Here is a 24,043-nt window from a genome sequence, read left to right on the forward strand (position 1 = left end):
CTATTAAAAACAAAATTAAATAATCCAAAAGCGAATTCTATTGACCTTTATCAATTAAGAGCGATTTAACTTTTAGTTTTTTCCTAACTCGACTTAAATTTTCGGGAGAAACGCCCAAATAATTGGCAATATCATAATTAGCAACTCTATTTTCTATATTGGGATACGAGTTACAGAATTCAATATATCGTTGTTGTGTATTTTTTTCCTGAGCAGATAAAATGCGCTTGCGCTGAGAAATAAAAGCTTCGGTTACTAAAATCCTGAAGTAGCGTTCGAAAATGGGTGCATTTTTGAAAACTTCGTTGAGACTATCACTATTTATGGATAACAATTGAGCATCTTCGATGGCTTCAATATAAATACTAGAAGACCCTTCATTGTAAAACGCATCAAAATCACCAACCCACCAATTTTCTATGGCAAACTGAATGATGTGCTTATTGCCTTTTATATCCATATAATAGGCTTTTAAACATCCTTTGACCACAAAATATTCTTCTTTAACAGGAGTGTCTGGTTGCAGCAAAAACGATCCTTTTACAATTGTTATTTCTTTCAACATTCCATTAAACAATGCTATATCATTCTCTGTAGGATTGATGTGGTTATTTACGTGATTGATTATAGATTGATGCATTTTACAAATATGATAAAATGATTCGCTTTTTACAATACCATAGGTATGATTTCTTATTTTAGGACGTTTTTAAGCGTAATAAAAAAAAGGAATGCAGTTGAAACGGATGCGCTAGCGAAAGACGCTGAAAAAAATCATTTCTTTATTTTCTATTATTGCGATTAAAAAAAAGACTAACGCTAAATGCCTCCTAATAAACACCCAGCTTTTGGATCAAGTAATAATAATAGAATTAGGCTTTAGCTCGATTTATTGTGGTGCAAATCTATTATGGTTTACTCCAGATATTTGTTTGTTTTTTTTAGCTAAAGCCACCTCATAATTAAACTTTGTAGACATCGGGATAAATCCCGACGCAATTCAAATTATTACCACCAAAAATCCTTGAGACCACTAATCAACTTCAAAAAATATCTTTTAGATATAAAATAGGAAATCTGTACCAATCTGCGTGAGTGATAGTAGTGAAAAGCCCGCAAGCCAGTGGAGCGATAGCGGAACTAGTTGAGGACTTGTAACGAATAGCACGACAGCAGTCCCAAAATGAGCCTCTCTGCGCAAACAGAATGGCTCATTTTGGGAATGGTGACACGCCCAAAGAATGGTAAAGACTCTTTATAATGTGATTGTTGTTTTTAATTTAAAAAATAAGTTAAGATTAATTTCCAATTCAAAATGGTTTCATACCTTTGCACCTCAAAATACAAGAGGAAAAATTTGAACTGATTGCAACCTCTTCATAATGAACCTAGTTGATTATGAGTACCAAAGATTATTTGGTAGAAAAAATGCTAAAGCAGATACTCTCCTTTAGTCCTTTTTTGCAATTATTTTTCCTCGCTTAATTTATAAAAAATTATATATTATGGCTTATTTATTTACGTCAGAATCTGTGAGCGAAGGACATCCAGATAAGATTGCAGACCAAATTTCAGACGCATTAATTGACAACTTTTTGGCTTTTGATGCTGATTCAAAAGTAGCTTGTGAGACTCTTGTAACTACTGGTCAGGTGATTCTTGCTGGTGAAGTGAAGTCAAACACTTACCTTGATGTGCAACAAATTACGCGTGATGTAATTAGAAGAATTGGTTACACGAAGAGCGAATACATGTTTGAAGCGAATTCTTGTGGTATCCTATCAGCTATTCACGAGCAATCTGCAGAAATCAACCAAGGTGTTGACCGTTCTAGCCCTGAAGAGCAAGGTGCGGGTGACCAAGGGATGATGTTTGGGTATGCTACTAACGAAACGGATAACTTCATGCCATTGGCTTTGGATTTATCTCATAAATTATTGCTTGAACTAGCTTTACTTAGACGTGAGAACAAGGAAATTCCTTATTTACGTCCTGATGCTAAATCACAAGTGACTTTAGAATACAGTGATGACAATGTGCCTGTGCGTATTGAAGCGATTGTAATCTCGACTCAACATGACGATTTTGATGAAGAAGCGACTATGCTTGCTAAAATCAAAAAAGATATTGTGGAGATCTTGATTCCTAGAATCATTGCAAAAAACCCAAAACATGCTCATTTATTTAATGATAAAATCCAATACCACATTAACCCAACTGGAAAATTTGTGATTGGAGGTCCTCATGGTGATACTGGCTTGACTGGTAGAAAAATCATTGTGGATACTTATGGTGGTAAAGGTGCTCACGGTGGTGGTGCTTTCTCTGGAAAAGATCCAAGTAAAGTAGACAGAAGTGCAGCTTATGCTACACGTCATATTGCTAAAAACTTAGTAGCTGCAGGTGTAGCTGATGAGATTTTGGTTCAAGTTTCATACGCTATTGGTGTAGCACAACCTATGGGGATCTTTATTGAGACTTATGGTAAAGCTAAAGTAAACTTAACAGACGGTGAAATTGCCAAAAAAGTAGAAGCTATTTTTGATATGCGTCCTTACTTTATTGAGCAACGTTTGAAATTAAGAAACCCAATCTACAGCGAAACTGCTGCTTACGGACACATGGGACGTACACCTGAAACGGTTACTAAAACTTTCTCTGCTCCTGGTGGACTTACGAAAACAGTAGAAGTAGAATTGTTTACTTGGGAAAAATTGGATTTTGTTGATCAAGTAAAAGCAGCTTTCGGATTGTAAAATTCGAAGCTAACACATATCACAAAGGCTGTCTTAATTGTAAGACAGCCTTTTTTTTGTAGATACAATCGCAAAAAAAAGAGTCGTTTCTAGATAGAAACGACTCTTTTACTATTTTTGAAATATGGTAATTACAATTTGTATGTAATTCCGATTTTACCACCGCTAGTAACATTACCACCACCGAATTGTAAATTAATTCCAAATCTGTCTGTAAAGAAATAACGACCACCAATTTGCAATCCTAATCCTAAATTTTCAGCACCATTATAAATCTTGTTTAACACCATTATATTTTGATGACCAGTTGTAATAATTCAAGTTTGCACCTGCATAAAAATCCCATTCACTAGGAATGTTAAGCACTTCGTTAAAATGATAATTACCATTGGCTTGAATCCCCAAGATAGAGCTTTTAAAACCACCTGTAGTGTAAGACTGATAAGACAACTCACCTTCAACTGTGAAATTAGGAGCAACTCCAAAATCAAGACCTACATAAACAGGTGTTCCCCAACCTGAACTACCAAATCCAGCGTTTAATTGTACCCACCTTGTTCCAAAGGGGCTTGTGCATTTGCAAAACCAAAAGCAAGTACAGCTAATAAAAGAGCAATTTTTTTCATAATTAAAAATTTAAAATAGTTTAAATAAATTTACCCGGAAAAAGTAGTATTTTTCTTTTGTAATATTACCTTTTAATCAAAAAAATTACAAATTATACTTCATCGAAAAGATGATATACCTTGGTTGTACTGTATACTGTGCTGTTCTAGTAGAAAACTGTGAAAAACTATCATCATTCAACGATTGTGTATTCAAGATATTGGTCGCCGAAATCTTGTACTCCATCTTTGAATTTTTCTTTTGATATATTAAACTAGCACTCAAAAAATCGTACTCGTTATGTACTGTATTAGTTTTATTTTTATAATTGTAAAACTCATATTCCGACACAAAAGAGAAAGCATTCAAGAAATAGTAATCCAATTTCAAAAAGGGTTTGTCTGTATAAAAAGTAGCGCCACTATACTCATTGATCGTATAACTATAACCTGCTTCCAAATTCGGCAGATTTTTATAATTTGTTGATGCCTTGAAAGTATAGCTTTGGGTCAAACTCTCGGTTGTAGCCAATACATTATTTTGAATATTATTGAATTTAGACCAATTGATACTAGTGCTAAAGCTTGCTTTGTAATTCTTCAAAAACGAACGACCATAACTTCCCATTCCAGATAATGTTTCATCTGCCAAATCAGAATTATAAGGTGACGATGTTTGATTAATTCCCGTAAAAACAGAACGAGTCTTTACCGCATCCATCTTTTTAGAATAAGAAGCATTCGCAAAAATATTTTCGAAATTAAACATATTGTATTTGAAATAGCGCAATGAATGCACTTGTGAAGTTGCATTTTCTAATGCTCTGTTTCCTGTTGACAAGCTATTATAATTATTAAAAACGTTTCCTGCTACCAACTTATTAATATCGGTAAAACTGTTGGTCAATGAATAATTATAGGTAAGTGTTTGTGATTTTTTAATTTGAAACAAGGCATAGAAATCAGGCAATACTCGAGCGAAATCTTGCTGATAATCTGATCCTAGTTGTGTATTGGTCATGTCATAATAATGCAAACTAACTCCAGGACTGAAAGTGAATTTACCGGTCAGAATTTTATAATGTAATCCTAAATAAACATCATTAAAATTGTAGTTCACCTGATTATTTAAAGAACTAGCATTCAAATCATTCACCGATTGATTATCTAATATTTGAAAAATATGAGAGTTGAAATTTTGATTCGAATAGGTATCACCCAAAGTCACATTGATGTTACTGGTTTTGGTTAACATATAATAGTAATCCAGTTTCGCATCAATTTTATTGGTTTTTACAAAGCGATTTTGATTCAAATCATTTCGCTGTTGACCGGAAACGTAATCTATTAAATTGAAAGGTTGAGTTTGCAAATTGGCATTATAAAAAGGATTCTCTTCTTGAAATAAATGTTGCGCCTCAAAAGCAAAAATATTTTTCTCGTTCTTAGTATAATACAAGTTTAGATTTTGATTAAAAGAAACTGGAGTTTGCTTTTTATTAGTAAAAATATCCTCCGTTGTACTAACTGAATTCTCAATTGACTCTCTATTGAGTGATGATAATTCATCCTGATCAGAAATCTTAGTCAACACATCATAATCAAACTGTAATTTAGTGTTTGGCTTATAACTCGAACTCAATTTAAAAAGTCCGAAGTTACTTTTTTGAGCCGATACTTCTTGACTATTTTGCTGATCACCAGAACCCAAAATCGTAGTTTGTGATTTGGTTTCCATATCAGTATTAGACGAAGATAGAATTCCAAAACCACTTACATTCCATGCTTTATTGATGCTGTATGAAAAATTGGTTGCTCCAAATTTGGTCTCAATATCCTTGGCTCTATTATTTCGCAAACCCGAAATCCCCAAATCATTTGACGAAACGTCAAAACTACTACCTCCTTTTCGAGAAACACCTCTAAAACCTCCTGTAAATTTGTAATAATCCTGAGTCGTCAATGGCAATTCGCCAATATTATTAAAATTGGTAATCAAATTGATACTGTATTTTGGACTGTAATAAAACAATTTTGGGTTTATAAGATAACGGCTTTCTTCATGCCCTACGCCAATTCCAGCCGTAACATCCCCAAACCAGAAATTTTTCTTTCCCGATTTAAGTTTGATATTCATGGCCACATTTTCTTCGTTGTTCTCTACACCTTTCAGCGCTCCAACTTCACTAAAGTTCCGCAACACCTGAATCTTATCAATCGCATCAGCGGGAATATTTTTCACTCCCAACTTAGTATCACCATCAAAAAAGTCTTTTCCTTCAACCATCAATTTGGTTACTTTCTTCCCCTCAACTTCTACTTCTCCATCAGCATTTACCTCTACTCCTGGAAGTTTTTTCAAAACATCTTCCAGTTTTCGTTCTGTACCTGACTTAAAAGAATCTGCGTTATAAACGATGGTGTCTCCTTTTATAGAAACAGGCATTTCTCGAATAATCTCGACGCCATCAAGTTCAATTCCTCCTTCTTCGAGTGTTATGTTTCTACTTATATTTTCTTGAGCAGTAATGATCTCTACTGTCTTACTTTTCATTCCCAAATAACTCACATTAATACTATAATGTATACCCGACTTCAAGGACAGGCTGTACTTCCCTTTATCATTGGTAATCGCATAAGAATCCATTGCTTTGGTATCAAGATTGACCGCCATCACATTGGCCATTTCAATCGCTTTACCTTTTTCGTCAACAATATTTCCTTCCATTTTCAAAGATTGTCCTACTGTGATTAACGAGAACAAGAACAAGGCAACTATATAAATTTTTTTCATGTAGTAATTTTAAAATACAATTAATAACAAATTAACGTCCACCTCTATTTCCACCTCCTCCAGGACCACCTTGAGGCCTAGAGTTTGCATCGCGATATTCTTTTATCTTCTTTTCGACCGTTTCGTCATACTCCTTTTGGCCAATCACTTTTCCAGAAGTAGCAGGTTTAATTACAGCCTTTTCTTTTGGATTCAAAACCACTTTAGAACACAACATCACAGTTTTCCCGTCATTGATTTCCAAAATCAAACCAGGCAACCCCCAATATTTATCAGGCCCTTGATTCACTGGGATTTCTGGAGTGTACCAAGCCGTCACCACACGCTCTGTTGGTGCTTTTATATTATCCAGCAAGTTTGTTTTCTTGTCTTTCTCTTTTTCTTTTTCTGCGGCATCCTCTTTTCTCTTTTCCTCGTCCGATCTTGGCCTAAAGCTTCCTATATCGGTTTCTTTTATGTCAACAACAGCAGTGGCTTTAAAACAATTATAACCGCCAATCACTCTCGTTTCTCCCTCCATTTTCCAATTCAATTTAGTCAAAGAATCTTTTACCAAAAAGGCCTTCCCCATAAACTCCTTATCAACAGTATAGGTTTTATCCTTTACATTTTTGTAAAAAGTCCCGCCAGTACCCATCATCGAACCCATCATTCTCATCCTACCATCACCACCTTGTCCTGGTGCTTCCAGCTTTTCTTCTTCTTTATAGATCGAACCGGTTTTATCAAAGTTGAGGATAAAAGTCTTCTCAAACATCGATTTCATACGCTCCTCTATTTGCTTTTGACGATCGGGCGTCATGTTTTTATCGTTTTTAAAACGATCGGTCATATCCGCCGAACTCGTTTTCGACTGATAAATCGCCATTCCTTGAAACTCCTGAGCCTGTGAATTCAAACCCAATGCGAGTCCTAAAACCACTAAAAAACCTTTTCTATTCCTCATTATATATACTTTTAAATTATTTTCAATTATTCAATACTAGTCCATAATTTTGGGCGTGACCTGCAAAAAAACAGGGTCGGGCTCCCGAAGCTTCTGGACGTTGGAAGTACTCGACAAGTTCCGCTATCGCTACACTTGTCTGTGGGCTTTTTTCCCGCAGCTTCGGGACTATCCCTCGCGCAAAACGCTACTCATTTCCATAATTACGATTCCGTTTTTTTTCGTAATTTGCAGCACTATGAAAAACGTTTTTGCATTCTTACTTTTCAGTTTTCTTTCGATTCAAGCGCAAAACATCAAAATTGTAGCTTCCAAAATTAATTCTCTCCCTTTCGAAGATAAAAATTTTGTGGGACGTGATTTCTACGGTTACAATTATTTTGATGATCAAGCTGTTTTTTCAAAAACTAAAAGAAAAGAACATTGGGAATATAAAAATGTTTCTCTTGGTCACTTAACCAAAATCGACCTCAACAATCCCTTAAAAATTGTTCTTTTTTACCAAGATTTCAATGCCGTTGTCCTTTTAGACAATCAACTCAGCGAAACTCAAAAAATTCTTTTTTTTCAATCTGAACTACCTATTAGCGTAAAAGCAACTGGAATTGCGGCACAAAATCAATTATGGGTTTACAATAATCTAAACCAACAAATAGGACTTTATAATTACCTCAACAATACGTACAAGACCATTTCAATCCCATTTCCAGATAACATCCAGTTTTACCAAACGGATTTCAATCACTTCTATTGGATAGACGATAAAAACATAGCGTTCGTGTGCAATCTTTTTGGAAAAATCACAACTTTATTCCAAATCCCAAAATATGATTGGATTGAGTTCATCAACGAACAACAATATATCTATTCAAAAGACCATCAGTTTTACTTACTGGATAATAGTCAAAATAAAAAATACGAAATTGAGATTGTGGAAAAAACGTTTCAAAAATGCTATTACAAAGACCAAATTTTATCTATTTTTACCACAGAAGGAATTACAAATTATAAAATCATAACACCGTAATGCACATAGCAGTAGCAGGAAATATAGGTTCAGGAAAAACGACATTAACGGAATTACTCTCCAAACATTTCAAATGGGAACCTCATTATGAAGAGGTAGTGGACAATCCTTATTTGGATGATTTCTATCACCAAATGGAGCGTTGGTCCTTCAATTTGCAAATTTATTTCTTGAACAGTCGCTTCCGTCAAGTAAATCAAATTCGCGAAAGCGGGAAAAAAGTGATTCAAGATCGTACTATTTATGAGGATGCACATATTTTTGCTCCCAACTTATTTGCTATGGGTTTAATGACTCATCGCGATTATGACAATTATTCTTCCCTCTTTGAATTGATGGAATCCACAGTAAAAGCACCCGATTTATTAATCTACCTAAGAAGTTCTATACCTAATCTAGTAGGACAAATTCATAAAAGAGGACGTGAATACGAGTCTACAATTTCGATCGACTATCTAAGCCGACTGAACGAACGTTATGAAGCTTGGGTTCATACCTACGACCGCGGAAAACTAATGATTATTGATGTAGACAACATCAACTTTGTAGACAACCCCGAAGATTTAGGAAATATCATCAATCGTATTGATGCTGAATTGAACGGATTGTTTTAAAGATAAAAAATAGCATTAAAAAAGGCTGATTAAGAAAATTTCTTAATCAGCCTTTTCATTTATAAAATCTGGATTAGTTGTCCCAAACTAAACTATTATAAGTCATAGTAGCGGTTCCTGTAGATTGACAATACACCCCTGTTTTAAAATAATAGGCATTATCAAAACCAGCCCCCCAAGCATCTTCAATATAAAAGGTGCGCTTTTCAACATTTACGGTAGCACTGATGTATTTATCGCCTTTAAGTTCCAACACAATGCTCAATGATTTATCAGCAGGTAAACTGGTTGTAAAAGCACCATTACTGGTCAAATTAGTTCCTTTTACTGGTTCCTTATTTACTTTATAATAAATTGTATTTCCACTAACAGAAACTCGTAAAATAGGCAATTCAGCATTTTGATTGTGCAATTGTGCCACCGTAACTTCTCCTGAAGGCTGACTCACTAAATTGGCGCTAATCGTCATTTTCCTAACAGAGGTTTTATCAAAATTATCTGTTCGTCTAAGCTCTGTTCGTGTTGAAGAGCCACCGTTATTATAAAGAGTCATTTTATCACTACTTAAATAAAAAAAGTACGAGGAATAAGTAGATAAATTGGTAACATCAGCACTTAGGTAATCGCTTTGTAATTTGCATTTTGCCAAAGCACTTTTAAATAAGCTACTAGAACTTGGAGCACTATAGATGATACCACCGTCATCAATTTTAACTCCAGCACTTGATATCACTGTGTCTTTTTCGTTATCATTCGTACATGAAAAAGCACAAAACAACATAGAAAAATTCAAGACTACTGATGCTATTTTTAAAATTCGAAAGTATTTAATCATTTTTAAGTTATGGGTTGGTTGGCTTTATTGTCGGTTTTTTGGTTAACCAATTTACAATACAAACATAAATATAATTTCAAAACTACTAGCATTAAAACATAACAAACACACTATTAACCCACTAAAACAATAGATCACTTACAAAAAAGGAAGGTCTCGAATTATCAAGACCTTCCTTTTTAAAAATTAAAATATTATTTACTTTATTATTTTGTAGAGGAACAGCAGGACTTTTTACCATCCATTGCCATGAACTTCCCTTCGGCATCATAATGTGACATGCACATATCTTTTCCTTCTTTGGAACATCCTAAAGAATCGCACATTTGCGCACATTCCTCTTTAGTCATTTTTGCACATTTACTCATATCACATTTTCCTGTCATAGCAACGACCTTATCTTTAGCGCAGCATTTCATGGTACAGCCTTTTTCGGCACATTCGTGTTTAGACATCGATATACATTTGCCCGAAGCATCACAACAAGAAGCGATATCAGATGAAATGGTATGGGAACCATTACCTAAAATTGGTGCCATTACCAGTCCAATCAAGCAAGTCAGTTTAATCAAAATATTCATCGAAGGTCCAGAAGTATCTTTAAAAGGATCCCCAACAGTATCACCAGTAACAGCCGCTTTGTGCGCATCGGAACCTTTATAGGTCATTTCGCCATTAATCATTACTCCAGCTTCAAAAGATTTTTTGGCGTTGTCCCAAGCACCTCCAGCATTATTTTGAAACACCGCCCATAGCACACCCGAAACGGTTACTCCAGCCATATAACCACCAAGCATTTCGGCAATTAATTGATTATTATCTCCATAAATTATTTTCCCTAAAAGTAAAATAGCTATTGGAAAACCAATCGTTAATGCACCCGGCAACATCATTTCTTTCAATGCGGCTTTAGTCGAAATATCCACGCATTTTGCATATTCAGGTTTTCCAGTTCCTTCCATAATACCTGGAATTTCTTTAAACTGGCGACGTACTTCATACACCATTTCCATTGCTGCCTTTCCAACAGAGTTCATCGCCAATGCCGAAAACACCACCGGAATCATTCCTCCCACAAACAACATGGCTAAAACAGGTGCTTTAAAAATATTAATTCCATCAATTCCTGTAAAAGTTACGTAAGCAGCAAACAACGCCAAGGAAGTTAAAGCAGCCGAAGCAATAGCAAAACCTTTTCCAGTCGCTGCTGTTGTATTCCCAACTGAGTCTAATATATCAGTTCTAGTACGCACTTCTTTAGGTAATTCACTCATTTCTGCAATTCCACCTGCATTATCAGAGATTGGACCAAAAGCATCAATAGCTAATTGCATGGCTGTAGTCGCCATCATTGCAGATGCTGCCAAAGCAACACCGTAAAATCCTGCTAAGGCATAAGTAGACCAAATAGCAGCAGCAAAAAGTAAAATAGTTGGAAAAGTCGAAATCATTCCCGTAGCCAAACCTGCAATTACATTAGTTCCAGCCCCTGTACTTGATTTTTGTACAATAGCCATAACGGGTTTAGTCCCTAAACCAGTATAATATTCAGTAACCGAAGAAATTGCACCACCGACAAAAAGACCTATCAAAGTAGCATAAAATACTCTCATTGAAGAAATATCTTGAATACCCTCACCAAAAAACTCCATTTTCATCGTTGTTGGCAACATATATTGAACTAAGAAATAACAAGAAATAGCCGTTAATAAAATTGAAACCCAATTCCCAATGTTTAATGCTTTTTGTACTTGTGCTTCTTTAGCATTATCATCTGTTATTTTAACTAACAACGTTCCAATGATCGAAAACAGTATTCCAAAACCTGCAATTGACATTGGTAATAATACTGGACCAATACCTCCAAAGGCATCTTGAATAGCACCTCCCATATCTTTGATAACATAGTTACCTAATACCATTGCCGCCAAAACAGTCGCCACATACGAGCCAAATAAATCAGCTCCCATTCCTGCTACATCACCCACATTATCGCCTACATTATCTGCAATAGTAGCAGGATTACGAGGGTCATCCTCAGGAATACCTGCTTCAATTTTACCTACTAAATCAGCTCCTACATCAGCAGCTTTAGTATAAATACCCCCACCGACACGAGCAAATAAAGCGATTGACTCAGCTCCTAAAGAAAAGCCCGCTAAAGTTTCTAAAACAATAGTCATGTCTTCTGTTGAAGTCCAAGTCCCATTCATAAAATAGTGGAAGAAGAAAATAAAGAATCCTGTTAATCCTAAAACTGCAAGTCCTGCGACACCCAATCCCATCACAGTACCACCACTAAAAGAAACTTTTAAAGCTTGAGGTAAACTAGTACGTGCCGCTTGAGTAGTTCTTACATTTGTTTTGGTGGCAATTTTCATTCCCATGTTCCCTGCAAGTGCAGAAAAGAAAGCTCCAAAAATAAAGGCAACCACAATTAAAATATGAGTGGTTGGTATAAAAAAAGAAATTCCAGCCAAAACAAGACTGGCTCCAATTACAAAAAAAGTTAACAACCTATATTCAGCTTTAAGAAAAGCTAATGCCCCTTCATATATATAATCCGAAATGGCAACCATTTTTCCATCACCAGCATCTTGTTTTAATACCCACGCTCTTTTGACTCCCATAAACAGAAGTCCTATTATTGCCATTACTATTGGCAAATAAATCATAAATGCATTCATAAATCGGTTCGGTTATTTGTTAATACTAAATTGTGTTCCGAACGAATTTAACGAAAAAAGCAATACTCTATTAAGAATATTGCTTTTTTATTTATTGTTTAAAGAGAAATTTACAATTTTATAGTAAATAGCCCTTCTGGTTTGTTTGGTATATCGTTGAAACGATCTTGACATTCCTTGATGATTGCAAATGCTTCTGTTACATCTCCCCATCCACCAACATCAACTTTTTTGTTTTCTAAATCTTTATACACTTGAAAGAAATGCTCAATTTCTTTTACTAAGTGTGGATTCATATCAGATAGGTTTTCAAGTGAATTCCAAATTGGATCTGAAACGGGTACACAGATTACTTTTTCATCTGGTCCTTTATCATCTGCCATATGGAAAACTCCAATTGGCTTAACTTCCATTACACATCCAGGGAATGTAGGCTCGTTTACCAAAACCAATACATCTAATGGATCTCCATCAAGTGCTAAAGTTTGAGGAATAAAACCATAATCTGCTGGATACATCATTGAAGAAAAAAGCATTCTATCAAAACGCATTCTTTTCAACTCGAAATCATATTCGTACTTATTTCTACTTCCTCTTGGAATTTCGATTAATACATCGAAAGTGGTTATTTTGTCTTGAGTCATTTTTTATTTATTTCTAAGGTTTTTTTATGCTGTTGCAAAAGTAATTAAAAACATTTTTAATCCAAGAATTATCGCATTTTAAAACACTCAATCCTATAGAGTTTAGCTACATAGTTAAAACGACGAGTAGTTACAGTAGAAAAAAATCATTTTTATTAGAAATAAAACCCTAATGATCCTTTTACAGAGAATTTCTGAGCATCTGGCGTATTTAGATAATTCCCTCTCCAAGCAAAATCAATTCGAAACACTTTAAAAATATTTCCAATACCAGCGCTATATTCCCAGTACCCATTTTCAGGAGCTACATATACTAACCCCGAAGCATTGATTGCCTTGTTTTCATCTGTAATAGAACCATATACTGTTTTGACGCCTATTATTTCACGCCAATTTAATTTTCTCATAAACGGAATTCGACCAAATAATCGTCCGCCAAAATTATGATTCCACTGAATGGTTGCGTATTGATCCGTTACGAATTCGTAAAAATTCAAGTTACTAAAGGTGTTTTCAATTGTAAAATAACTTTGATTTCCGGGAATAACATTCATTAATCCAAGTGGAATTTGTCCAAAAGTCTTCCCTAATTCAACTATAATATTACTTCGTCCTAAAGGCCCTATAATAATTGGTTGCTTGTAATATAGTTGCACCTTATCATAATCAAAATCACTGTTCAGCATTCCTTTTAAACCATGATTATAATTAACATAAAAACGACTATACGGACTGTCAACCTGACTCCTTTCAACACCATAACCAATTGATTTTCTATTAGGTGCAAATTCAACTTGCAAACTAACTTCAGATTGTCTCACCTCACTTTTTGTAGTGGTATGACTAGCATCTATATAATAATCTAAACTAAATGTATTGGAAGCCGATTCTAAAGTACGGTAGGAGAATCCTGTTTGAAAAGTCAAATTCTTAATAGGTTCAATCTCAACTGCAACATTAGTCAAATTGATATTCGTTAACTTACCATTTGAGCTTGTATTAAATAAAGATGAAGAAGCAAAACTCCTACCTAAAACATCACTTGTACTGGTCAAACTCGCGCCAATTTGCTCTACATCGCGCCTGTTCCCTCCTGATATAATAATTCTTTTTTTCTTATCTACCATCCATTTTCCCGAAACACCATATTTGAACTTATCATCACCCAGTCCATAGGCAGTATAACCTTGTAACCTCCAGGCATCATTACGCCCAAAATAAGTTCGCCCACCTACTCGTAAACGAACACCTTCAACTGAATTATATCCAAAAGTAGAAAATATAGGGCCGTAGTCTATATTCCCAAACCGAATATAACCACTTCCTAAAATAGTAACTAAGTCATAAATTCGCTGAAACTTCTTTACGGTTTGCAAGGTATCTAGCATTTTATAAATCCCTTTTTCGTCTTTGTTTAAGTTTTCAAATCGATTTTCTTTCCAGTAGGTTTCGGATTTATTATAGACCTCATTATCAATATAATTAACCTCTTCTTTATATAAACTATTTGGTTTTTCAATATTAAATTGATGGTTTTGATACAAAGTCGTACGCTTTCCATACATTCCTTTAGATTCTTCTTTTTTATTTAAAGCAAAATCAGACATCATATAGTCACGCGTCAATAAAAAGACAGAATCATTTTGAACCTCAAATTCTTGTTCTATATAAATATCTTTTATCCAGTTAATATTAGCACTTTTAGTAACTGCCATACTAATTTTATTTATGGCAAAAGTGGTATCACTCACCCAAAAATCTCCTTTAAAAGTCAATTCATTCTTTCGACGTGGATAAAACAATACATTATAACACCATTTTTTATTTATAAAAGCACTATCTCGAAGCACGTAATTGTAAACATCAATACCTGTCTTTGATAATGGACTAGTAAAACTTTTATCAAAAAAAGTTAAATGATTACTGTAAATATCATAATCTGAATACAAATCATTTACAAATGATAAAATTTGTTGGTTATCATTAAATCCAGAACTTTTATTCCCTTTTAGTTTTTCCTTTACTTTACCAATTTTGTTATTTCCATAAACATCATAAAGTGATTCATTTATAAAAATAGGCAAATAGGTTTTACCTGTGACTCTTGAAGTATCAACATGATTAAAGATAAATTCCATTCCCTTGAAGAATTTTCTTTTCATAAAAGCGCTATCAATGGTATTCATGTCAAACTCTATTTTCTCATATTTTTCCATTTGATAATAATCAAATTGAGCCAGTCCATTTTTGCGCTTTCTTTCCCAAATTTTTCTAAGAATATCTAGTGCTGGATTGTTCTTTTTAGAAGTTTTCCCAGCATATATCAGCACTTCTTTGAGGTTTTCAGCCGATTTAACAATTACTTTAAAATTATAATTAATAGCCTTAGGAAGCACAACAACTCTATCTGAGTACCCTACAGAAGTTATAATAATCGCATTATAAACATTTGCAGATTCAATATAAAATCGGCCGTCTTCATTAGACATAGTTCCTACATTGGAATTTTTGAAAACAATATTTGCAAAAGGAACAGGTTGATTGGAATCATCATATACCACTCCACTTACTTTTGTTTGGGATAAAATAAAATTAGTAATCCCAAAGAAAACTAATAAAGTAACCCATATCTTATTTCTCATAATTTTCATTTAAAAAAAAAACTTCACCATACAAACGCATGATGAAGCCTTAATAGTATTTGTATTAAAATTATTTATTCAATACTTTCTTAACCGCTTTTACAACATCACCTGCATTTGGCAACCATTCTGCCAACAAAACTGGAGAATATGGCGCTGGTGTATCAGCTGTAGTAATTCTTTGGATTGGAGCATCTAAATGATCAAATGCACGCTCTTGAACTAAATAAGTAATTTCAGAAGAAACACTTGCAAAAGGCCAAGCTTCTTCAAGAATCACTAATCTATTTGTTTTTTTAACCGAAGCTAAAATAGCATCAATATCTAATGGACGAACAGTTCTTAAATCAATAATTTCACAAGAAATACCTGCTGCAGCTAATTCATCAGCTGCAATAAAAGCTTCTTTGATGATTTTTCCAAAAGAAACGATAGTTACATCTGTTCCTTCACGTTTGATATCAGCAACTCCAATTGGAATTACATACTCTCCCTCAGGAACCTCACCTTTATCACCATACATTTGCTCAGATTCCATGAAAATAACTGGATCATTATCACGAATAGCTGCTTTCAACAAACCTTTTGCATCATAAGGCGTAGATGGAACTACCACCTTTAGACCTGGAGTATTAGCAAACCAGTTTTCTAAAGCTTGTGAGTGAGTTGCTCCTAATTGCCCTGCAGAAGCAGTTGGGCCACGAAAAACGATTGGCACATTGAATTGCCCACCTGTCATTTGACGCATTTTAGCAGCATTATTTATAATTTGGTCAATACCTACTAAACAAAAGTTGAAAGTCATATACTCTACAATTGGACGACATCCGTTCATTGCTGAACCTACTGCAATACCTGTAAAACCTAACTCTGCAATTGGAGTATCAATTACTCTTTTTTCTCCAAATTCTGCAAGCATACCTTTAGAAGCTTTGTAAGCACCATTGTATTCGGCAACTTCCTCTCCCATTAAGTACACAGACTCATCATGACGCATTTCTTCACTCATTGCTTCACAAATAGCCTCTCTAAATTGTATCGTTCTCATATTATATCTTGTATATGTATATTTTCGAAAAGCAAAAATAAATATTTAAAATCACTTAACACATCATTTCCATTAAAATAATGATGCATAAATTCTAGTTATTTGTTATATCTTGATATAATTCTTTCCCAGGAATTAACTTTGCTTCATTTTTTCAATCACATTTCGAAAAAATTTATTATGCATGCATAACAAATTATTTCATTTTTTATTCTAAATTTGTATTTAAGAACAAGAAATACAAACAGCCGTCAATACAAATAAACAAGTCTAAAATTCAAATTAAACACGAATTAAACCTTGAAAATGACGCACCGCCATAAAAACAATAAATATCAACATATGAAAATATTAGTTTGCATCAGTCACGTTCCTGATACTACCTCAAAGATTAACTTCACCAATAATGATTCAGAATTTGACACTAATGGAGTACAATTTGTTATCAATCCAAATGACGAGTTCGGACTTACTCGTGCTATTTGGTTCCAAGAGAAGCAAGGAGCAACCGTTACTGTCGTAAGTGTTGGTGGCCCTGAAACAGAACCAACACTTAGAAAAGCATTAGCAATAGGTGCAAATGATGCTATTCGTGTTAACGCAACACCTACTGACGGCTTTTTTGTGGCTAAACAATTGACTGAGATAGTAAAAAACGGAGGCTACGACTTGGTTATTGCTGGAAAAGAATCTTTAGATTATAACGGCGGGATGGTTCCTGGAATGATTGCCGCACTAACCAATTCAAACTTCATCAATTCCTGTACTGAAATCAACATTGAAGGAACAAACGTAAAAGCAGTTCGCGAAATCGACGGCGGAAAAGAAACCGTTTCTACTACTTTACCATTAATAATTGGTGGTCAAAAAGGACTAGTAGAAGAAAAAGATTTACGCATCCCAAACATGAGAGGGATTATGACCGCAAGATCTAAACCACTTACTATTGTAGAGCCTACTGATGCTCCTACGAATACAAAGGCCGTTAAATTTGAAAAACCAGCTCCAAAATCAGCAGTAAGACTAGTTGCAGCAGACAACCTAGACGAATTAATCAATTTACTACACAACGAAGCAAAGGTAATCTAGTCGTCAGTATACAATCGCAGTTTTCGATTTTAAAAATCTGAGATCTGAATTCGTTAATCTAAAATCTAAAATCATCATGTCAATATTAATATACGCAGAATCAGCAGAAGGTAAATTCAAAAAAGTAGCTTTTGAATTAGCTTCATACGCAAAAAAAATAGCCGAATCATTAGGAACAACAGTTACTGCTTTAGCTTTTAACACAACTGACGCCTCTGAACTATCTAAATACGGAGTGGATAAAGTATTAAAAGTAAACGACAGCAAACTAGCCAACTTTACAGCTAAAGCTTATGCAGATGTAATACAACAAGCTGCCAAAAAAGAAAACACGAAAGTAGTTTTGCTTTCTTCAAGCACCAACAGCACTTACCTTGCCTCACTTGTAACCGTTTCACTGGAAGCAGGATACGCATCTAACGTAGTTGGACTCCCCTTGAGTACATCACCTTTCCAAGTAAAAAGAAACGCTTTTTCAAACAAAGCATTCAATATTACAGAAATTAGTACTGAAGTAAAAGTACTTGGATTAGCCAAAAATTCCTTTGGAATCATAGAATCTAGCTCTTCACTAACGGAAGAAGATTTTACTCCTACGCTTTCTGATAATGATTTCAATATCAAAATTGAATCTACAGAAAAAGTATCTGGAAAAGTATCTATTGCTGATGCTGATATTGTAGTTTCTGGAGGAAGAGGATTAAAAGGACCTGAAAATTGGGGATTAATAGAAGATTTGGCTACAGTTCTAGGGGCAGCAACTGCTTGTTCAAAACCCGTTTCCGACTTAGGATGGAGACCTCATGGAGAACATGTAGGCCAAACAGGAAAACCAGTTGCGGCAAATTTATACATTGCTATTGGAATCTCTGGAGCAATACAACATATTGCAGGGATCAACTCATCTAAAGTAAAAGTAGTTATCAATACAGATCCTGAAGCACCTTTCTTCAAAGTTGCAGATTATGGTGTAGTAGGAGATGCATTTGAAGTAGTCCCTCAATTAATTGAAAAACTTAAAGCATTTAAAGGTCAATAAACCTATAAATCTTTAGCAAACACAACAATAAAGAGCTATTATAATTCAATTTATAGTAGCTCTTTATTTATTTTACATTCCTATTATTTTTAATTTAATACGCTAGTTTACTTTTGAAGCTAACAAAAGATTTTGTTTCTTTGTAAGCTAATCATTCCCTTTATTTGTACTTTGCAAATAAGGGAAACTGGTTCCAAAATAATTCTTTGATTTTAGCATCTAAAATCTAAAACCTAAAATTAACATGAGTTTAGTTAAACTATCCATAAAAGGAATTTCATACAGCCAAACTCAAAACGGAGCATATGCTTTGATTTTGAATGAAGTTGACGGAGAGAGAAAACTACCTATTGTCATAGGTGCGTTTGAAGCACAATCTATTGCCATTGCTTTAGAAAAAGAAATCAAACCTCCACGCCCATTAACACACGACTTATTTAAAAATTTTGCAGAACGTTTTGATATTACAGTAAAACAGGTCATCATACATAAATTAGTCGATGGCGTATTTTACTCAAGTATCATTTGTGAAAGAGATAAAATTGAAGAAATTATTGACGCTAGAACATCTGATGCTATAGCGCTTGCACTGCGTTTCAACGCACCTATTTTTACTTACAAAAATATTCTTGACAAGGCTGGTATTTATTTAAAAGCCAACCCACAGGACACTGATAAAGACTCACAAGAAATTGACGATATTCTTTCTAATCCTGAAACTTTTGGAAACATAGACGAAAGTGAAACCTCAGGACGCCCTTATATCAAGCATAGTCTTCAAGAATTAACAGAACTTCTTGAGCAAGCCGTTAGTCATGAAGATTATGAAAAGGCAGCAAAAATCAGAGACGAAATTTCAAAAAGAGAGTCCTAAAAACAAACTTGTTTTTAACGTTATTTGAAAATTAATTCACAAATTACCATTCCAGATGAAACAATATTTAGATTTAGTACAACACGTAATGGAAAACGGTTGCCAGAAAGGAGACCGAACAGGAACAGGAACCAAGAGTGTATTTGGCCACCAAATGCGTTTTGATTTGAACGAAGGTTTTCCGATGGTTACCACCAAGAAATTACACCTTAAATCTATAATTTATGAATTATTATGGTTTTTAAAAGGGGACACAAATATTGAATACCTTCAAAAAAATGGAGTAAAAATATGGGATGCTTGGGCAGATGAAAATGGAGATTTAGGCCCAGTTTACGGCCATCAATGGCGCAATTGGAACAGCGAAGAAATAGATCAAATAAAAGATCTAATCAACGAGTTAAAAACAAATCCAAATAGCCGAAGAATGATCGTTTCAGCATGGAATCCATCCGTACTTCCTGACACTAGTAAATCGTTTTCAGAAAATGTAGCAAATAACAAAGCAGCTTTACCTCCTTGTCACGCTTTTTTCCAGTTTTATGTAGCTGACGGAAAATTATCTTGTCAATTATACCAACGTAGTGCTGATATTTTCTTGGGAGTACCCTTTAACATTGCGTCATACGCATTATTAACCATGATGATTGCACAAGTATGTAACCTAGGCTTAGGCGAGTTCATACATACGTTTGGAGATGCACACATCTACAACAACCATTTTGAACAGCTTGAATTACAATTATCACGGGAACCAAGAGCATTACCTAAAATGATATTGAATCCCGAGATAAAGGATATTTTTGATTTCGATTATGAAGACTTCACCTTAGTAGACTATGAACCACACGCTGGAATCAAAGGAAATGTAGCGGTATAAATTAAACTGCTACAACTCCGTTTTGCGTTCCTGAAAATTCATTCCATTTGAAAGAATCAGCTTCAGTATCGTTTACATACTCACCATCAATCACATATTTGAACTCATAAGAAGCATCCTTTGCTAATTCAACAACCCCTTTAAAAGTTCCGTTTTTTAACTTATTCAAAACTCCCTCTTCGATACTCCAATTGTTAAAATCACCCACTACAGACGCATTAACTGCATCTTTAGCCTCGATAGAAAAAGTAACTTTACAAACTGGTTTTGACTTTATAAATTGTTTCTTAATTGACATAACTATTTCATTTTTAATATTATGTGACAAAGAAAATAAAATATATTGAACTTTAAACAAAAAAAAAAAGTTTTACCATAATAGCACTTAACTTGTTAATTTTTAACAAATTCAACAATATTAACAGCATTAAATTTAACATGTAAAAAAAGAAAACGTTTTCTAATTAATTATTAAACACTCAAAACAATAATTTTACAAATTAAATTTTATCTTTATCTTTTAAATTTTAACTTATGGAAAGAGAACAACACGAATTATATGAATATGCACGAAGAAGAATCAAACAAAAAAAAAGACTCTACTTTCATTTTGTCCTACTAATTTCCATAACTCTTTTTATCTTTTTGTCAACCAAAATAATGACGCTTGACATTAATCCAAACTGGCTCATTTTAGGGGTTACAATTTGGGCATTTATTTTCATCCTTCACTTTATAAAAGTTTACATAACAGACCGTTTTATGAATAAAGATTGGGAAAGAGAACAAATTAATCGATTAGTTTCTTTGCAAGAAAAAAAAATAGCCGAATTAAAAACTAAAACAAGCGAAGATCCTACTTCAATAAAATAAAAACAAATGATTATAATGATTGCTGCCACCGCAGAAAACAACGAGTTAGGAAAAAACAATGAACTGATATGGCATTTACCAGATGACTTTAAGAGATTTAAGGCTATCACAACAGGTCATCATATCATCATGGGACGAAAAACATTTGAAAGTTTTCCTAAACCACTACCTAATAGAACACATATTGTAATAAGTCGCCAAAAAGATTATGCTTCCCAAGGATGTACGGTAGTCAATAGCTTAGAAGAAGCATTATCTGCTTGTCCAAAAGACGAAGATGTATTTATAATAGGAGGTGGAGAAATATACCAATTAGCTCTTCCACATTCAGATAAGATAGAATTAACCAGGGTACACCATACCTTTGAAGCTGATGCTTTCTTCCCAGAAATCAAACCAGAAGAATGGGAGCTTACAGAATCCGAATTTCACTCAAAAGATGAAAAACACCTTTTTGATTACTCCTTTCTAACTTATTCTAAAAAATAAAAACACCTCAGTAAACCTGAGGTGTTCTTTTTTACAATGATTAGGAAAAAACCGCCTATTCCTGAAGTAGAATTTGACAACTTAATATAAAAATTACAAACGTCAACATAGCTCCAGTAATGAAGATAATGACATTTGATGTCTTTTGAGAATACATCTCAAAATAGCCTTTAATACCAAATACCACGAAGGCACTAAAGACATAGAAAATTAAAATTTCCAAAAACAAATTTAATCCTAAGAACGTATTTTGCGTTAATAACAAACTACTGTTTAATAAAACAGCACCGTCAAAACTAACAACAAGTACAAACGATATAATTAGCGCAAAAATTAACCATTTGAATTGGCTTGTTAATTCCTTTATAATCATTGACGATAAATATTTAATATTTATAATGTAAATTTCGACATTATATCCAGAACATACAATACCCACTTTTAGTGATATTTCAATTTTAACACAAACCGCTAAACACTTGATTGACAATACACTAATAGAAACTCCCGTTTCGATAAAGAAAACTCAACTACATTTCAAAAGCAATAGTTACCCTATTTTAAAAAACCTTGCATCAAACCTAAGCGTCTAAAAATAATCGCTCGTGAAATTGTAATTGCCTTTTTAAACCAAAGTATTCCAAACAAAATCAACTATTTTATTTCAATTTACTATTCTGGATTAAAGTTCGAATGAGATTGTATTATATTTGTGCAAAATTAAAAACAAAATGTCAAAAAACATCACCCCATATAAAGACTCCACATTAAGTAAAAAAGAACAGGTAGCAAAAATGTTCGATACCATATCAGGAAATTATGATAATTTGAATCGTGTTATTTCCTTTGGAATCGATGTAAAATGGCGTAAGAAAGTTTTAGACATCGTTAAAAAATCAAATCCTACTAACATTCTTGATATCGCTACCGGTACAGGAGACTTAGCAATCTTATTAGCACAAACGAAAGCTGAAAAAATAATAGGTCTAGATATTTCAGCTGGGATGCTTGAAGTAGGCAAAACTAAAATTGCCGCCAAGAACCTTTCAAAAACCATCGAAATGGTTTTAGCCGACTCAGAAAACATGCCATTTGAAGATAATTTCTTTGACGCAATAACTGTCGCTTTTGGAGTACGTAATTTTGAACATCTGGAGAAAGGGTTATCCGAAATTTTAAGAGTACTAAAGCCCAACGGTATATTTGTAATTTTAGAAACATCAATCCCTGAAAAAACTCCATATAAACAAGGATACAACTTTTACAGCAAAAATATTTTACCCATAATTGGGAAATTATTTTCAAAAGATGATGCCGCCTACGGATACTTATCTGAATCGGCTTCACAATTCCCTTATGGTGAAGCGCTAAACAATATTTTAAGAAAAATTGGGTTTATAGAGGTAAAGGCAATGCCGCAAACATTTGGAGTAGCAACTATTTATTCAGCTTCTAAAAAATAACATTGAACACTCACTAAGCATTCTTATGAAAAAAATTGCTCCATTTCTGATTTTACTCATGCTATCGTTTACGGGAATGGCTCAATCTGGAACAAATATATTTGGAAAAGATCCTATTATTCATTTGGAAAATTTCCAAAAACAGAGAGTTCATTTTGGCTATTATTTAGGCTTCAATAGTTTTGATTTCAAAATTGACTACAAAGATTTACAAGCTACTGATATTGTAGTTAAAAAAACAACTGGTTTTAATGTGGGTATCGTTGCCGATTTAAAACTGCAAGAACACATTGATTTACGTTTTGAACCAGGCTTGTATTATGCAAAAAGGGATTTATCTTTTCCTGGCTTTACCAATCAAGTAGATATCCTTAGAGAAGTTAGCAGTACTTATATTCATTTTCCTTTACTTTTAAAATTCTCATCTCTTAGAACTGGAAATATTCGTCCTTATTTAGTGGGTGGTATTTCTTCGACATTGAATTTATCAGGAAATTCAAAGACAAAAGATGATAATTATGAACAAAAATTCAGAGTTAAGCCTTGGTCTTCGAGTTATGAGATTGGATTTGGAATTGACATATTCTCTGAATATTTTATTTTTTCCCCTTCTATAAGAGGTCTTTTTGGAATAACGGACGAATTAATAAGAGACAATAACCCTAATAGCCCATGGACAGGAAATATTGATTCCATGAAAAGTAGAGCCATTTTAATCAACTTTACTTTTCATTAAAA

The 24,043-nt window shown here is 33.9% G+C and carries 23 protein-coding genes; 11 read left to right on the forward strand and 12 right to left on the reverse strand.

Annotation, left to right across the window (positions count from 1 at the left end):
• Positions 1-37: 37 nt before the first annotated feature.
• Positions 38-640, reverse strand: a complete 603-nt coding sequence (locus ABZP37_RS01745) for a Crp/Fnr family transcriptional regulator (protein WP_366185103.1) — start codon at positions 638-640, stop codon at positions 38-40.
• An 865-nt stretch (positions 641-1,505) separates the two neighbouring features.
• Here ABZP37_RS01745 and metK point away from each other — a divergent pair.
• Positions 1,506-2,756: a methionine adenosyltransferase gene (gene metK, locus ABZP37_RS01750; RefSeq protein WP_366185105.1), complete on the forward strand. Its 1,251-nt coding sequence runs from the start codon at positions 1,506-1,508 to the stop codon at positions 2,754-2,756.
• A gap of 131 nt (positions 2,757-2,887) precedes the next feature.
• Here the strand turns inward: metK and ABZP37_RS01755 are convergent, their stop codons facing one another.
• The 4 genes from ABZP37_RS01755 to ABZP37_RS01770 form a co-directional block, all read right to left on the reverse strand.
• A complete protein-coding gene (locus tag ABZP37_RS01755) occupies positions 2,888-3,046 on the reverse strand; it encodes a hypothetical protein (protein ID WP_366185107.1) in 159 nt (52 codons plus the stop codon).
• Positions 3,024-3,161 (reverse strand): hypothetical protein, encoded by a 138-nt coding sequence (locus ABZP37_RS01760; protein ID WP_366185109.1) that lies wholly within the window; start codon positions 3,159-3,161, stop codon positions 3,024-3,026. The genes ABZP37_RS01755 and ABZP37_RS01760 overlap by 23 nt, the downstream gene beginning before the upstream one ends.
• 306 nt (positions 3,162-3,467) lie before the next feature.
• Positions 3,468-6,155: a carboxypeptidase regulatory-like domain-containing protein gene (locus tag ABZP37_RS01765; RefSeq protein ID WP_366185111.1), complete on the reverse strand. Its 2,688-nt coding sequence runs from the start codon at positions 6,153-6,155 to the stop codon at positions 3,468-3,470.
• A gap of 31 nt (positions 6,156-6,186) precedes the next feature.
• Entirely contained in the window at positions 6,187-7,101 is a 915-nt protein-coding gene (locus tag ABZP37_RS01770; protein WP_366185113.1) for a GLPGLI family protein, read from the reverse strand.
• Between the two features lie 238 nt (positions 7,102-7,339).
• Between ABZP37_RS01770 and ABZP37_RS01775 the strand changes: the two genes are divergently transcribed.
• On the forward strand, positions 7,340-8,128 hold the full coding sequence (locus tag ABZP37_RS01775; protein ID WP_366185115.1) for a hypothetical protein: 789 nt from the start codon (positions 7,340-7,342) through the stop codon (positions 8,126-8,128).
• On the forward strand, positions 8,128-8,742 hold the full coding sequence (locus ABZP37_RS01780; RefSeq protein WP_366185116.1) for a deoxynucleoside kinase: 615 nt from the start codon (positions 8,128-8,130) through the stop codon (positions 8,740-8,742). Before ABZP37_RS01775 ends, ABZP37_RS01780 begins: the two co-directional genes overlap by 1 nt.
• Before the next feature lie 73 nt (positions 8,743-8,815).
• Here the strand turns inward: ABZP37_RS01780 and ABZP37_RS01785 are convergent, their stop codons facing one another.
• The 5 genes from ABZP37_RS01785 to ABZP37_RS01805 form a co-directional block, all read right to left on the reverse strand.
• On the reverse strand, positions 8,816-9,577 hold the full coding sequence (locus tag ABZP37_RS01785; protein WP_366185118.1) for a polysaccharide lyase family 7 protein: 762 nt from the start codon (positions 9,575-9,577) through the stop codon (positions 8,816-8,818).
• A 206-nt stretch (positions 9,578-9,783) separates the two neighbouring features.
• Complete coding sequence (locus tag ABZP37_RS01790) at positions 9,784-12,264, reverse strand: sodium-translocating pyrophosphatase (protein WP_366185120.1); 2,481 nt, start codon at positions 12,262-12,264, stop codon at positions 9,784-9,786.
• A gap of 110 nt (positions 12,265-12,374) precedes the next feature.
• Positions 12,375-12,908, reverse strand: a complete 534-nt coding sequence (locus tag ABZP37_RS01795) for an inorganic diphosphatase (protein ID WP_366185121.1) — start codon at positions 12,906-12,908, stop codon at positions 12,375-12,377.
• A gap of 155 nt (positions 12,909-13,063) precedes the next feature.
• Positions 13,064-15,550: a DUF5686 family protein gene (locus ABZP37_RS01800; protein WP_366185123.1), complete on the reverse strand. Its 2,487-nt coding sequence runs from the start codon at positions 15,548-15,550 to the stop codon at positions 13,064-13,066.
• 70 nt (positions 15,551-15,620) lie between these two features.
• Positions 15,621-16,598, reverse strand: coding sequence for a pyruvate dehydrogenase complex E1 component subunit beta (locus tag ABZP37_RS01805; RefSeq protein ID WP_366185125.1), 978 nt, complete (start codon positions 16,596-16,598; stop codon positions 15,621-15,623).
• Between the two features lie 342 nt (positions 16,599-16,940).
• Here ABZP37_RS01805 and ABZP37_RS01810 point away from each other — a divergent pair, with 342 nt between their 5' ends.
• From ABZP37_RS01810 to ABZP37_RS01825, 4 genes are all read left to right on the forward strand, one after another.
• Positions 16,941-17,687, forward strand: coding sequence for an electron transfer flavoprotein subunit beta/FixA family protein (locus tag ABZP37_RS01810; RefSeq protein ID WP_366185127.1), 747 nt, complete (start codon positions 16,941-16,943; stop codon positions 17,685-17,687).
• Positions 17,688-17,763: 76 nt separating this feature from the next.
• Positions 17,764-18,726: an electron transfer flavoprotein subunit alpha/FixB family protein gene (locus ABZP37_RS01815; RefSeq protein ID WP_366185129.1), complete on the forward strand. Its 963-nt coding sequence runs from the start codon at positions 17,764-17,766 to the stop codon at positions 18,724-18,726.
• A gap of 244 nt (positions 18,727-18,970) precedes the next feature.
• Positions 18,971-19,600, forward strand: a complete 630-nt coding sequence (locus tag ABZP37_RS01820; protein ID WP_366185131.1) for a bifunctional nuclease family protein — start codon at positions 18,971-18,973, stop codon at positions 19,598-19,600.
• Between the two features lie 55 nt (positions 19,601-19,655).
• Positions 19,656-20,480 (forward strand): thymidylate synthase, encoded by an 825-nt coding sequence (locus ABZP37_RS01825; protein WP_366185132.1) that lies wholly within the window; start codon positions 19,656-19,658, stop codon positions 20,478-20,480.
• 1 nt (position 20,481) lies between these two features.
• On the opposite strand, the gene ABZP37_RS01830 is transcribed toward ABZP37_RS01825, so the two are convergent.
• Complete coding sequence (locus ABZP37_RS01830) at positions 20,482-20,778, reverse strand: isoamylase early set domain-containing protein (protein WP_366185134.1); 297 nt, start codon at positions 20,776-20,778, stop codon at positions 20,482-20,484.
• Between the two features lie 236 nt (positions 20,779-21,014).
• Here ABZP37_RS01830 and ABZP37_RS01835 point away from each other — a divergent pair, with 236 nt between their 5' ends.
• Both ABZP37_RS01835 and ABZP37_RS01840 read left to right on the forward strand, forming a co-directional pair.
• Entirely contained in the window at positions 21,015-21,353 is a 339-nt protein-coding gene (locus tag ABZP37_RS01835; protein ID WP_366185136.1) for a 2TM domain-containing protein, read from the forward strand.
• 6 nt (positions 21,354-21,359) lie between these two features.
• Positions 21,360-21,842: a dihydrofolate reductase gene (locus ABZP37_RS01840; protein WP_366185138.1), complete on the forward strand. Its 483-nt coding sequence runs from the start codon at positions 21,360-21,362 to the stop codon at positions 21,840-21,842.
• Between the two features lie 55 nt (positions 21,843-21,897).
• On the opposite strand, the gene ABZP37_RS01845 is transcribed toward ABZP37_RS01840, so the two are convergent.
• The gene (locus ABZP37_RS01845) at positions 21,898-22,215 is read right to left on the reverse strand and encodes a hypothetical protein (RefSeq protein ID WP_366185140.1); all 318 of its coding nucleotides are present in this window, start codon (positions 22,213-22,215) and stop codon (positions 21,898-21,900) included.
• A 358-nt stretch (positions 22,216-22,573) separates the two neighbouring features.
• On the opposite strand from ABZP37_RS01845, the gene ubiE reads away from it, so the two are divergent.
• Both ubiE and ABZP37_RS01855 read left to right on the forward strand, forming a co-directional pair.
• The gene (gene ubiE / locus ABZP37_RS01850; RefSeq protein WP_366185142.1) at positions 22,574-23,305 is read left to right on the forward strand and encodes a bifunctional demethylmenaquinone methyltransferase/2-methoxy-6-polyprenyl-1,4-benzoquinol methylase UbiE; all 732 of its coding nucleotides are present in this window, start codon (positions 22,574-22,576) and stop codon (positions 23,303-23,305) included.
• Between the two features lie 25 nt (positions 23,306-23,330).
• Positions 23,331-24,041 carry a porin family protein gene (locus ABZP37_RS01855; protein ID WP_366185144.1) on the forward strand — a complete coding sequence of 237 codons (711 nt, stop codon included), beginning with the start codon at positions 23,331-23,333 and terminating at the stop codon, positions 24,039-24,041.
• The last annotated feature ends 2 nt before the right edge of the window (positions 24,042-24,043 follow it).

It is taken from the genome of Flavobacterium ovatum, assembly GCF_040703125.1.
Lineage (GTDB): Bacteria > Bacteroidota > Bacteroidia > Flavobacteriales > Flavobacteriaceae > Flavobacterium > Flavobacterium ovatum.

Bases quoted from the DNA above. Each gene is read 5' to 3' on its own strand.
- ABZP37_RS01745 (WP_366185103.1), bottom strand. From the start codon at position 640: ATGCATCAATCTATAATCAATCACGTAAATAACCACATCAATCCTACA.
- metK (WP_366185105.1), top strand. From the start codon at position 1,506: ATGGCTTATTTATTTACGTCAGAATCTGTGAGCGAAGGACATCCAGAT.
- ABZP37_RS01755 (WP_366185107.1), bottom strand. From the start codon at position 3,046: ATGGTGTTAAACAAGATTTATAATGGTGCTGAAAATTTAGGATTAGGA.
- ABZP37_RS01765 (WP_366185111.1), bottom strand. From the start codon at position 6,155: ATGAAAAAAATTTATATAGTTGCCTTGTTCTTGTTCTCGTTAATCACA.
- ABZP37_RS01770 (WP_366185113.1), bottom strand. From the start codon at position 7,101: ATGAGGAATAGAAAAGGTTTTTTAGTGGTTTTAGGACTCGCATTGGGT.
- ABZP37_RS01775 (WP_366185115.1), top strand. From the start codon at position 7,340: ATGAAAAACGTTTTTGCATTCTTACTTTTCAGTTTTCTTTCGATTCAA.
- ABZP37_RS01780 (WP_366185116.1), top strand. From the start codon at position 8,128: ATGCACATAGCAGTAGCAGGAAATATAGGTTCAGGAAAAACGACATTA.
- ABZP37_RS01785 (WP_366185118.1), bottom strand. From the start codon at position 9,577: ATGATTAAATACTTTCGAATTTTAAAAATAGCATCAGTAGTCTTGAAT.
- ABZP37_RS01790 (WP_366185120.1), bottom strand. From the start codon at position 12,264: ATGAATGCATTTATGATTTATTTGCCAATAGTAATGGCAATAATAGGA.
- ABZP37_RS01795 (WP_366185121.1), bottom strand. From the start codon at position 12,908: ATGACTCAAGACAAAATAACCACTTTCGATGTATTAATCGAAATTCCA.
- ABZP37_RS01800 (WP_366185123.1), bottom strand. From the start codon at position 15,550: ATGAGAAATAAGATATGGGTTACTTTATTAGTTTTCTTTGGGATTACT.
- ABZP37_RS01805 (WP_366185125.1), bottom strand. From the start codon at position 16,598: ATGAGAACGATACAATTTAGAGAGGCTATTTGTGAAGCAATGAGTGAA.
- ABZP37_RS01810 (WP_366185127.1), top strand. From the start codon at position 16,941: ATGAAAATATTAGTTTGCATCAGTCACGTTCCTGATACTACCTCAAAG.
- ABZP37_RS01815 (WP_366185129.1), top strand. From the start codon at position 17,764: ATGTCAATATTAATATACGCAGAATCAGCAGAAGGTAAATTCAAAAAA.
- ABZP37_RS01820 (WP_366185131.1), top strand. From the start codon at position 18,971: ATGAGTTTAGTTAAACTATCCATAAAAGGAATTTCATACAGCCAAACT.
- ABZP37_RS01825 (WP_366185132.1), top strand. From the start codon at position 19,656: ATGAAACAATATTTAGATTTAGTACAACACGTAATGGAAAACGGTTGC.
- ABZP37_RS01830 (WP_366185134.1), bottom strand. From the start codon at position 20,778: ATGTCAATTAAGAAACAATTTATAAAGTCAAAACCAGTTTGTAAAGTT.
- ABZP37_RS01835 (WP_366185136.1), top strand. From the start codon at position 21,015: ATGGAAAGAGAACAACACGAATTATATGAATATGCACGAAGAAGAATC.
- ABZP37_RS01840 (WP_366185138.1), top strand. From the start codon at position 21,360: ATGATTATAATGATTGCTGCCACCGCAGAAAACAACGAGTTAGGAAAA.
- ABZP37_RS01845 (WP_366185140.1), bottom strand. From the start codon at position 22,215: ATGATTATAAAGGAATTAACAAGCCAATTCAAATGGTTAATTTTTGCG.
- ubiE (WP_366185142.1), top strand. From the start codon at position 22,574: ATGTCAAAAAACATCACCCCATATAAAGACTCCACATTAAGTAAAAAA.
- ABZP37_RS01855 (WP_366185144.1), top strand. From the start codon at position 23,331: ATGAAAAAAATTGCTCCATTTCTGATTTTACTCATGCTATCGTTTACG.